The organism is Streptomyces alkaliterrae, assembly GCF_007097205.2.
Taxonomy (GTDB): domain Bacteria; phylum Actinomycetota; class Actinomycetes; order Streptomycetales; family Streptomycetaceae; genus Streptomyces; species Streptomyces alkaliterrae.
The window spans coordinates 1-10,107 of the sequence record NZ_VJYK02000200.1; the positions used below are offsets into that span (position 1 = coordinate 1).

The window sequence follows — 10,107 nt, forward strand, 5'->3', positions numbered from 1 at the left end:
GTCATCGGCACCGGCCCCGCAGGCCCCCTCTGGCTCACCCCCGAGGCGCGCGGCGAACTCGCCGCCGCCCAGGACCTCGTCGGCTACACCACCTACCTCGACCGGGTCCCCCACCGCCCCGGCCAGCAACGCCACCCCTCCGACAACAAGGTCGAGTCCGAACGCGCCGAGTTCGCCCTCGACCTGGCCCGCCGCGGCCGCCGGGTCGCCGTGGTCTCGTCCGGCGACCCGGGCGTCTTCGCGATGGCCACCGCCGTACTGGAGGTCGCCGCCACCGAGCCCTACGCGGACGTACCCGTCCGCGTCGTGCCCGGCGTCACCGCCGCCAACGCCGCCGCCTCCCGCGTCGGCGCCCCCCTCGGCCACGACTACGCCGTGATCTCCCTATCCGACCGCCTCAAGCCCTGGGAGGTCATCGCGCAGCGCCTCGCCGCCGCCGCCTCCGCCGACCTCGCCCTCGCCCTCTACAACCCCGGCTCCCGCAGCCGCACCTGGCAGGTCGGCAAGGCCCGCGAACTCCTCCTGGAACACCGCGCCCCGGACACCCCCGTGGTCCTGGCCCGCGACGTGGGCGGCCCCACGGAACGCGTCCGCACCGTCCCCCTCGCCGACCTCAACCCCGCCGACGTCGACATGCGCACGATCATCCTCGTCGGCAGCTCCCAGACCCAACACACCAACAACACCGTCTGGACCCCCCGCCGCTACCCCGACTGACGCCGGAACGCCACGCCGGTCGGCCCCGAACAGCCACACGCCGCTCGGGGCCGACGGTCGAGACTGGGGACCGCGGGATCGCTCACGCCCCTCAGCACATCTTCCCGATCTTCATTGCTCGCGCCCGCTCTCCGGCGTTCTGCGGGCGGATGCGCTCAGCCAGGCAGTGCCGGTGGGAGATGACGCTGTGGCTTCCTGGGCCGTCGTTGCTCCGCGAGTCCAGAACGAGGGCGTCTCCACCCGGGCTCAATGTGATCTGTTCACCGCAGAAGTCGCAGCTCCAGGTCAGTGCTTCCAGGTCGGCAGGCCGGATGCTGAGCCGCACTGACACCGGCGGATGCCAGCGGTGGACTTGCTCGATCACCGCCTCGATCTGCGAACCGACGGGTGGGAACAGCGCGAGTAGTTCCTCGTAGCCGCTCGTGGCCTGGGAGAACTGCTGGATCATGTCGATGGAGGCGGACAGGCCGACGTTCTCGTAGCCGACGATCTCAACGATCACACCCCACGGGTGGTGGCTGAGGACCCTGGCCTGAACCTTCTGGCCAGGCATCAGCGCCAGACTCCCTGTTTCGAACCTTTCCATGAACCGCGCCCCTCCTCGGACGTCGGAGCCGATCACAGCACCGGGCCCGCGACGCGTCATCGTACTGGTGACGGGAGAACTGGGGCGGGCCGAATGTCGAGCGGTCGTGCAGTGGACCGAGCGCGCGCCCTGACGGCAGGCCCGGTCGGCGCGTTCGCCCTCGTGCCCGGGGCGGCTTGGCGCTCCGCACTGCGTCAGCACCTCCTCGGTGTCGTCCGACTCACGGGCGAGTGGACTAGACCAGTGGTGGTTCAATGGGTTACAAACACAGTCGGACCACCGCGCCCACTCTCCGCCTGGAGGCACCTCACATGTCCGCCACCGCCCCGAACGGCAGCGCCGAGCAGAGCGAGCTGCCCGGCAGCGTCATGTCCCGCGAGATGGCCGAGCAGCCCGAGATGCTGCACCGCATCCTCGACTCCGGTGCCTCCCGCATCCGGGAGACCGCCGCGCTCGTCGCGGCCCGCAAGCCGAGGTTCGTGCTGCTCACCGCGCGTGGCACCTCGGACAACGCCGCGCTCTACGCGAAGTACCTGCTGGAGATCCGGCTGGGGATGCCGTGCGGCCTGACCTCCATGTCCACGACGACGGCGTACGAGGCCCGGCCCGACCTGCGGGACGTGCTGGTGATCACGGTCAGCCAGTCGGGCGGGTCGCCGGACCTGGTGGCCTCGACCAAGGCCGCGCGAGAAGCCGGGGCGATCACGCTCGCCGTGACGAACAACCCGGACTCGCCGCTCGCCGCCGTCTCCGAGTACCACATCGACATCATGGCCGGCCCGGAGAAGGCGCTCCCGGCGACCAAGACCTACACCGCCTCCCTGCTCGCGCTGTACCTGTTCGTCGACGGCCTCGCAGGCGGCGACGGCGCGGCGGCGAAGGACCTGCCGGGCCTCGCCCAGTCGCTGCTTGACCGGCAGGACGAGGTCCGGACGCTCGCGGCCCGCTACCGCTTCGCCGAGCGCATGGTGATCACCTCGCGCGGCTACGGCTACCCGACCGCGAAGGAGGCCGCGCTCAAGCTCATGGAGACGAGCTACATCCCGGCTCTCTCCTACTCCGGCGCGGACCTGCTGCACGGCCCGCTGGCCATGGTCGGCAACGTCTCCCCGGTGATCGCCGTCGTCCCGGACGGCCGGGGCGGGACGGCGCTGGCGCCCGTCCTGGAGCGACTGCGCGAGCGCGGCGCGGACCTCGTCGTCTTCGGCACGGCCGAGCAGGTCGAGCAGGCCTCGGCCGGCTTTGTGCTGCCGACGGAGGACGTGGCCGAGGAGCTTCAGCCGCTGCTGGAGATCATCCCGCTGCAACTGCTGGCCTACGAGGTGACGATCGCCCGGGGCCAGAACCCGGACGCGCCGCGCGCACTCGCCAAGGTCACCGAGACCCACTGATCCCACCGCCCACGTACCAACGCTCCGCCCCCTGGGAGGCCCCCATGACCTCGGTCACGTCACCGCTCGCCGGTCGTGCCATCGGACTCGCCGCCGTGCCCGACCCGGTGTTCGCCGGCGCGATGGTCGGCCCCGGCACGGCCGTCGACCCGGTCCGCGAGCCGTCCGAGGCGCTTGCCCCGCTCGACGGCGTCATCGTCTCCCTGCACGCCCACGCGTTTGTGGTCGCCGACGACGCGGGGCGGGGGGTGCTCACGCACCTGGGCATCGACACCGTCAAGCTGGACGGCGAGGGCTTCGAGCTGCTGGTCGCCAAGGGCGACAGGGTCACGCGCGGTCAGCCGGTGATCCGCTGGAACCCGGCGGCCGTCGAGGCCGCCGGCAAGTCCCCGATCTCGCCGGTGATCGCCCTGGAGGTGACGGCCGACGCCCTCGCCGACGTCGTCGAGTCGGGCGAGGTGAAGGCCGGCGACACGCTGTTCGCCCTGCGCTGAGCCGCCGCCACCGCGGTGGTGGCCGCCGCTCGCGCCGTACGACTCGGGCCGCCCTCGGACACCAGCCTGGCCGGGGGCGGCCCGTCGTATGTCCAGAGTGGTATAGATGGGCGCTGGCGAGCGCCGCGAACCCACCGTGCGCGGCGGAGCGACAGGCGAGACATGCGAGGGCGAGTGCCATGACGGGCCCAGCAGACGAACCGGAACAACCGCGCGGGCCGCAGTGCCAGTTCTGCCACGGCGTCGGCCAGGTGCCGCGCGCCTGGGCGTATGGGCCGGGCCCGGACCCGTTCCGCGTTCCGCTGGAGACGCTGGTGCGCTCCGGGCACTGCCGGTTCTGCCGCGGCACGGGCGTCTACGAGGCGTCGCTCGACCCCACGCTCGACGAACTCCGCCGCCCGCCGGGCTGAGCGGGCACCCGCTCCGGCTCGGACTCCGGCTCGGACTCCGGCGCGCACGGCGGCGTGCCGACCCGCGCGTCCACCGGGGTGCGCGCGGGCGCGCGGAGCCGTACCACCGCCGCGTACAGCGGGAGCGCGACCGCGAGTCCGGCGCCCGCCCCGAAGAGTGACGTCGGTACCAGGTCCAGCGGTGTCAGCGGTATCTCCGAGACCGCCGCCCAGCGCAGACAGCGGTGGACCGCGCCGACGACCGTCAACGCCCCCACCAGCGCTACGGCCGCCCACCGGGCGCGGGGCGACAGCACCGGCACCCCGGGCGGCGGCCCGGCCGCCGGTGGGCGCCGTGCCGCCGACCGCCAGAAGGCGGCGAGGACAAGCAGCGCCACCGCCGAACTCCCGTACTGGGCGAGGCTGTAGCCCGGAAGCCCGGCGACCGTCGTCGACTCCAGGAACGGGAGCGCGCGTACGCCCCAGCGCCCTTGGTGGGTGAAGGCGTCCCAGACGACGTGTGTCGCCGAGCCGAGCGCCGCCGACAGGTACCCGCACACCAGCAGCCGCGCGCTCGGGCGCACGCCCGGCGTCCGCGGACCCAGCAGCGCGTACGCCCGCGCCTGCCGGCGCGCGGGCAGTAGCGCGAACAACGGTCCGCGCACCCACAGCCACAGCATCACCAGCAGCCCGGCCATGAAGACGTTCACGGTCAGCACGCCCGGCAGCGAGTGGGTCAGCTCGCCGAGCCGCATCGCGCCCGGCAGCAGGCTGTCGGCGAAGTACACGGCGTCCGGCGCCATCGTCCCGGCCACCAGCGCGGAGGCCACCAACGGGCCCCGGCCCGTGCCGTCCAGGCGGAGGCCGGGCAGTGCGGCGGCGACATGACTCAACGTGAACGGCATCCGTAATCCCCTCGGCTCGGCGGCCCCGACTCTGCGGTGTGGACGGCCCCGTGGCGCCGCCGGAAAGCCCCGCCCTCGGTCCGGTGGTGAGGGCTTCCGCTTGGTGTGAACCTTAGAAGAGGGAGGTGGGACTCATGAGCGTGGACCGAGCCCACCAGGACGCGGCGAGCACCTTGAACGGCATCCCGGACTCGGCACTGGCGGAGTTCGCCGCCGGGCTCCGGGGGCGGCTCATCCGGCCCGAGGACTCCGACTACGACCCGGCGCGTTCGATCTGGAACGCCATGGTCGACCGGCGGCCGGCGCTGATCGTACGGTGCGCCCACGACGCGGACGTGGCCGCGGCAGTGGACTTCGCCCGCGACCAGGGGCTGCTGCTCGCCGTACGCGGTGGTGGACACGGTGTGGCCGGTCACGCCGTCTGCGACGGCGGTCTGGTCGTCGACCTGTCGCAGATGAGGGGCGTCGAAGTGGACGTCGAGCGGCGGACGGCGCGGGCACGCGGCGGCTGCACCCTCGGCGACGTCGACCGCGCGACCCAGCGCCACGGACTGGCCACCGCGCTCGGGGTGGTGTCCGAGACGGGCGTCGCCGGACTCACGCTGTCCGGGGGAATGGGATGGCTGCGCCGCAAGTACGGGCTGAGCTGCGACAACCTCGCCTCCGCGACGCTGGTCACCGCCGACGGGCGGGTCCGGGGCGCCAGTGAGGAGGAGAACCCGGACCTGTTCTGGGCGATCCGAGGCGGCGGAGGCAACTTCGGCGTCGTGACGTCCTTCGAGTACCGGCTGCACGTCGTGGGCCCGGAGGTGTTCCTCTGCTTTGTGCTCTACCCGCTGAGCCACGCCCGGGAGGTGTTGCGGTTCTGCGAGCGGTACACGGCCGACGCGCCCGAGGACGTGGCGCCCGTCGCCGTGCTGGGCCGGGTGCCGGAGGCGGAGGAGTTCCCGCCGGAGGCGCGGGGCGAGCTCTTCGTGGCGCTCCTCGCCGTGCATCCCGGGGGCCCGGCGGAGGGCGAGCGGGTACTGCGGCCGCTCCGGGAGATCACCGAACCGCTCGGCGACGTGAGCGGGGCCATGCCGTACACCGAGGCCCAGAAGGCTCTTGACGCCGACTACCCGGACGGCGGGCGCTACTACTGGAAGTCCCTGAACGTCGGCGAACTCAGCGACGAACTCGTCGAACGACTGGCCACCCACGTCACCGCGGCCCCTTCGCCGGCCTCGACCATCGACGTCTGGTTCCAGGGAGGCGCGATGGCCCGGGTCGGCGAGGAGGAGACCGCCTTCGCCAACCGTACGGCCCCCTACCTCCTCGGACTGGAGGCCAACTGGGAGGAGGAGGCCGACTCGGACGCCAACATGACCTGGGTGCGCGGCGTCTTCGCCGACCTGCACGGCTCCTTCTCCACCGGCGGCCTCTACCTCAACTTCCCCGGATTCCTGGAGGAGGGCGACAAGCTGCTGCGCGAGGGCTACGGCGGGAACCGCGAACGGCTCGCGGAGATCAAGGCGACGTACGACCCGACAAACCTCTTCCGCCTCAACGCCAACATCACACCGCGGCCCTGAGAGTTTCTTCTGAGCCGGAGTCAGCCACACGCTGATCGCGAAGAGCTAGGGTCCCCAACAGGCCAACTGGTTTTGCTGGAATGGGGGGCGCATGGGTCGGGGGCGTTTGCTGCGTTTAAAGGTCGCCGGGTTGGTGTGTGTTCTCGCTGCCGGCGCCGGGTGCACGGGAGAGGAGGCGTCGACTCCAGGGGCGGCGATGTCCGACGAAGCTCGGACCTACCTGTCCACCGCGTTGACGGTCATGGAGGACAACGCACTCCGCCGCGACGATGTCGACTGGGACGAGGTACGGCGAACTGCCTTCGCCCAGGCCAGCAGCGCGCAGCGGCCTCGCGACACCTATCGGGCCATAGAGGCGGCCGTGGGCAGTCTGGGAGACGGGCACAGCGGTTTCTACGACCCGAAGAGGTTGAAGGAGATGTTCGGGGAAGAGCAGCTCCGCAACCCCGTGGAAGGGCGGGCGTTGGCCGGCCGCATGGGGTACCTGTCGCTTCCCGGAGTCCAGGGATCCGAGGCTGTCTATCAGCAGTATGTGCGGGAGGGGCGAAGTGCCGTGGCAAAGGCCAATCGCCCGAAGGCCTGCGGCTGGGTGATCGACCTGCGCCGCAACAGCGGTGGCAACATGTGGCCGATGCTCGCCGTCGTGGGACCGATCCTCGGTGACGGCCACGTCGGGTCGTTCGTCGATGCGGACGGAAAGAAGACGGTGTGGTCCATTGAGAAGGGCAGTCCTCATCTGAACGGTGAATCCACCGGGTGGGGAACCAGTCCCCCTGTAGGCGGCGGATCAGCCCCTTTCGCGGTGCTCACCAGCCGTGCAACCGCCAGTGCCGGGGAGGCGGTGACCGTTGCCTTCCGCGGGCGCCCTGATACGCGCTCCTTCGGTGAAGACACCACAGGCATCCCCACCGGCAACGCACAACATGAACTGTCCGACGGGGCGATGCTCAACCTGACAGAGGTGAAGTACGCCGACCGCACGGGGCGTGCATACGACAGCCCTATTCCGCCCGACCAGCCAGTCGTCGACAACCTCGGGCGAGGGGGAGCCAAGGATCCCGTCCTGGAGGCGGCGAAGGAATGGCTGTCCGAGCAGCCCGGCTGCGCGTAGGCGGCCGAACGGGGGATCAGCAACACGCTCTGACCGCACGCGTCAGCGAGATGGCAGACGGTCCAGCCAGCGCAGGGCGTCCGGGACGTCCGGGACCTCGGGCACGCCCGGCGGGGTCGCCGGGCGGCGGCGGAGTACCACCGGGATGCCGGCCTCGCGGGCGGCCAGCAGTTTGGGGGCCGTCGCCGGGCCGCCGCTGTTCTTGGTCAGCAGTACGTCGATGCGGTGGCGGCGCAGTGTCTCCCGCTCGGCGGCCAGGTCGAACGGGCCGCGCGCGAGGAGGAGTTCGTGGTGTGGGGGGAGGTCTGCGGGCTCCGGTGGGTCCACCGACCTGATCAGATACCAGAGTTCGGGCGAGGCGGTGAACGCGGCCAGCTCGCCGCGTCCCGTGGTGACGAAGACGCGGCGGCCCAACTCCGTCAGGAGCGCGGCGGCTTCGGCAGGGGAGCCGACCTCGTGCCAGCGGTCGCCGGGGCCGGGCGTCCACGCAGGGCGGCGAAGGGCCAGCAGCGGGGTGCCGGTCTCGGCGGCGGCGAGGGCGGCGTTGCGGCTCATGACGGCCGCGAACGGGTGGGTGGCGTCCACGATCGCGGCCACCCGGTGTTCGCGCAGCCAGTCGACCAGCCCCGGCACGCCGCCGAAACCGCCGATCCGTACCTCGCCGGCCGGCAGCCGGGGGTCGGCCACCCGCCCGGCAAGCGAGCTGGTGACCCGCAATCCGCTTCCCGCCGCGTCGAGTTCGGCGGCCAGGCGGCGGGCGTCGGACGTGCCGCCGAGCAGCAGTACGTGCGGCCGGTCGGTCACAACGCGCAGCCGCCCTCGGGGCGTTCGCGCTCGGGCGAGTACAGGTGGCTGTCCGGGAACTGCTCGGCGGCCAGCGTCCGCCCGACGATGATCACGGCCGTGCGCACCAGGCCGGCGGCCTTCGTCTGCTCCGCGATGTCCGCGAGCGTGCCGCGCAGCACCAGTTCGTCGGGCCGGCTGGCCATCGCGACGACGGCGGCCGGGCAGTCCGCGCCGTAGTGCGGCAGCAGCTCGTCCACGACCCGGTCCACGTAGCGTGTCGCCAGGTGCAGCACCAGCAGCGCGCCGCTGCGGCCGAGCGTGGCGAGGTCCTCGCCGGGCGGCATCGCCGTGGCGCGCTGCGCGATGCGGGTCAGGATGACCGTCTGCCCGACCGTCGGCACGGTCAGCTCCCGCTTCAGCGACGCCGCCGCCGCCGCGAACGCGGGCACGCCCGGCACGATCTCGTACGGCACCCCCGCCGCGTCCAGCCGCCGCATCTGCTCGGCGACCGCGCTGAACACCGACGGGTCGCCCGAATGCAGACGCGCCACGTCGTGGCCGGAGGCGTGGGCGGCGACCAGTTCGGCGGTGATCTGGTCCAGGTTGAGCTGCGCGGTGTCGACGAGCAGCGCCCCCTCCGGGCACTCGGCCAGCAGCTCACGCGGGACAAGGCTGCCCGCGTACAGGCACACCCGGCACTCGGCCAGCAGCCGGGCGCCGCGCACCGTGATCAGGTCGGCGGCGCCGGGGCCGGCACCGATGAAGTACACCGTCATCGCTTCAGTCGTCTCCTGCCGTGTCGTTCCCGTGCGGTTCGCCGTCGCCCGCCGGGTGGTCGTTGCCCACGGGTTCCTTGACCACGGACCACAGGGTCACCGGCATGGCCTGCCGCCAGCCGGTGAAGCCGCCCACGCTCCTGGCGTGCGCGACGCCGAGCCTCACCAGCTCCCCGCCGTGCCGCCGGTACCAGCCGGCCAGCAGCGCCTCGGACTCCAGGGTGACGGTGTTCGCGACCAGCCGCCCGCCGGGCCGCAGCGCCGCCCAGCAGGCGTCCAGCAGCCCGGGTCCGGTCAGTCCGCCGCCGATGAACACCGCGTCCGGCGTCGGCAGGCCGGTGAGCGCCGCCGGCGCCCGCCCGGTGACCACGCGCAGCCCCGGGACGCCAAGCGCGGCGGCGTTCCGGCCGATGCGCTCGGCCCGCACCGCGTCCCGTTCCACGCTCACCGCCCGGCAGGCGGGGTGCGCCCGCAGCCACTCGACGGCGATCGAGCCCGAGCCGCCGCCCACGTCCCACAGCAGTTCCCCCGGCTCCGGCGCGAGCGCCGCCAGCGTCGCCGCACGTATGTACCGCTTGGTGAGCTGCCCGTCGTGCTCGTACGCCTCGTCCGGCAGGCCGGGCACCAGGCCGAGACGGAGCGCTCCCGGCTCGCGGCGGCACTCCACCGCGACCACGTTCAGCGGGTCGCCCGGCGCCGCCGACCAGTCCGCCGCCGTGCCCGTCGTGTGCTCCTCGTCCTCGGCGCCGAGCCGCGCCAGCACGTCCAACCGGCTGGGCCCGAAACCGCGCTCCCGCAGCAGCGCGGCCAGATCCCCGGGGGTGTCGGCGCCTGCGCTGAGCACCAGCAGCCGCCGGCCCTCGTGCAGCACCGCCGCCACCCGTCCCAGCGGACGGCCCACCGCCGTCACGACCTCCGTGTCCTGCGCCGCCCAGCCCAGCCGGGCGCAGGCGTACGACACCGACGACGGATGCGGCAGCACCCGCAGCCGCTCGGGCCCCAGCTCCTCGGCGAGGGTCCGCCCGATCCCGTAGAACATCGGATCGCCGCTGGCCAGCACACACAGCGCGCGCCCCGCGTGCTCGGCGACCAGCTTCGGCACCGCCGGCCGCAGCGGCGACGGCCACGCCACCCGCTCGGCCCGGCAGTCGGCCGGCAGCAGCGCCAGCTGACGGCCCCCGCCGACCACCACGTCCGCGGCCAGCAGCGCGCGGCGGGACGTCTCGGCCAGGCCCTCCCAGCCGTCCGCGCCGATCCCCACGACGACCACCGGCGACCGCGCCGCGCGGGGCTGCTCTGTGCTCACTGCCGACACCTCGGGACTCGTGGAAGACCGCCGGCCACGGGCTCACGCCCGACGGCCGCCCCCGACCTTACTGAG

General features: G+C 73.0%; 11 protein-coding genes. 6 read left to right on the forward strand and 5 right to left on the reverse strand.

All coding sequences use genetic code 11. The features are described from left to right. Positions 1-717, forward strand: a 717-nt coding sequence (cobJ, locus tag FNX44_RS18070) for a precorrin-3B C(17)-methyltransferase (RefSeq protein ID WP_143649320.1), incomplete at its 5' end; no start/stop codon positions are given. Positions 718-808: 91 nt separating this feature from the next. Here the strand turns inward: cobJ and FNX44_RS18075 are convergent. Further along, positions 809-1,303 carry a hypothetical protein gene (locus FNX44_RS18075; RefSeq protein ID WP_143649321.1) on the reverse strand — a complete coding sequence of 165 codons (495 nt, stop codon included), beginning with the start codon at positions 1,301-1,303 and terminating at the stop codon, positions 809-811. Positions 1,304-1,614: 311 nt separating this feature from the next. Between FNX44_RS18075 and FNX44_RS18080 the strand changes: the two genes are divergently transcribed. From FNX44_RS18080 to FNX44_RS18090, 3 genes are all read left to right on the forward strand, one after another. After that, positions 1,615-2,694, forward strand: a complete 1,080-nt coding sequence (locus FNX44_RS18080) for an SIS domain-containing protein (RefSeq protein WP_143649322.1) — start codon at positions 1,615-1,617, stop codon at positions 2,692-2,694. Between the two features lie 44 nt (positions 2,695-2,738). Further along, on the forward strand, positions 2,739-3,188 hold the full coding sequence (locus FNX44_RS18085; RefSeq protein ID WP_143649323.1) for a PTS sugar transporter subunit IIA: 450 nt from the start codon (positions 2,739-2,741) through the stop codon (positions 3,186-3,188). Between the two features lie 179 nt (positions 3,189-3,367). Next, positions 3,368-3,598: a hypothetical protein gene (locus tag FNX44_RS18090; RefSeq protein WP_143649324.1), complete on the forward strand. Its 231-nt coding sequence runs from the start codon at positions 3,368-3,370 to the stop codon at positions 3,596-3,598. On the opposite strand, the gene FNX44_RS18095 is transcribed toward FNX44_RS18090, so the two are convergent. Beyond that, positions 3,544-4,482 (reverse strand): DUF4184 family protein, encoded by a 939-nt coding sequence (locus FNX44_RS18095; RefSeq protein ID WP_143649325.1) that lies wholly within the window; start codon positions 4,480-4,482, stop codon positions 3,544-3,546. The two genes, FNX44_RS18090 and FNX44_RS18095, sit on opposite strands and share 55 nt — an antisense overlap. A gap of 134 nt (positions 4,483-4,616) precedes the next feature. Between FNX44_RS18095 and FNX44_RS18100 the strand changes: the two genes are divergently transcribed. Together FNX44_RS18100 and FNX44_RS18105 are read left to right on the forward strand one after the other, a co-directional pair. Continuing rightward, the gene (locus tag FNX44_RS18100; RefSeq protein ID WP_228449984.1) at positions 4,617-6,053 is read left to right on the forward strand and encodes an FAD-binding oxidoreductase; all 1,437 of its coding nucleotides are present in this window, start codon (positions 4,617-4,619) and stop codon (positions 6,051-6,053) included. 196 nt (positions 6,054-6,249) lie between these two features. Then, the gene (locus FNX44_RS18105; RefSeq protein WP_143649326.1) at positions 6,250-7,164 is read left to right on the forward strand and encodes a S41 family peptidase; all 915 of its coding nucleotides are present in this window, start codon (positions 6,250-6,252) and stop codon (positions 7,162-7,164) included. 42 nt (positions 7,165-7,206) lie between these two features. Here FNX44_RS18105 and FNX44_RS18110 read toward each other — a convergent pair whose 3' ends face one another. From FNX44_RS18110 to cbiE, 3 genes are read right to left on the reverse strand one after another with little or no spacing between them, the layout of a single operon-like run. After that, complete coding sequence (locus tag FNX44_RS18110; protein WP_143649327.1) at positions 7,207-7,968, reverse strand: cobalt-precorrin-6A reductase; 762 nt, start codon at positions 7,966-7,968, stop codon at positions 7,207-7,209. Then, positions 7,965-8,726 (reverse strand): precorrin-4 C(11)-methyltransferase, encoded by a 762-nt coding sequence (gene cobM / locus FNX44_RS18115; RefSeq protein WP_143649328.1) that lies wholly within the window; start codon positions 8,724-8,726, stop codon positions 7,965-7,967. The genes FNX44_RS18110 and cobM overlap by 4 nt, the downstream gene beginning before the upstream one ends. 4 nt (positions 8,727-8,730) lie before the next feature. Further along, positions 8,731-10,032: a precorrin-6y C5,15-methyltransferase (decarboxylating) subunit CbiE gene (gene cbiE, locus FNX44_RS18120; RefSeq protein WP_323369478.1), complete on the reverse strand. Its 1,302-nt coding sequence runs from the start codon at positions 10,030-10,032 to the stop codon at positions 8,731-8,733. Between the last annotated feature and the right edge of the window lie 75 nt (positions 10,033-10,107).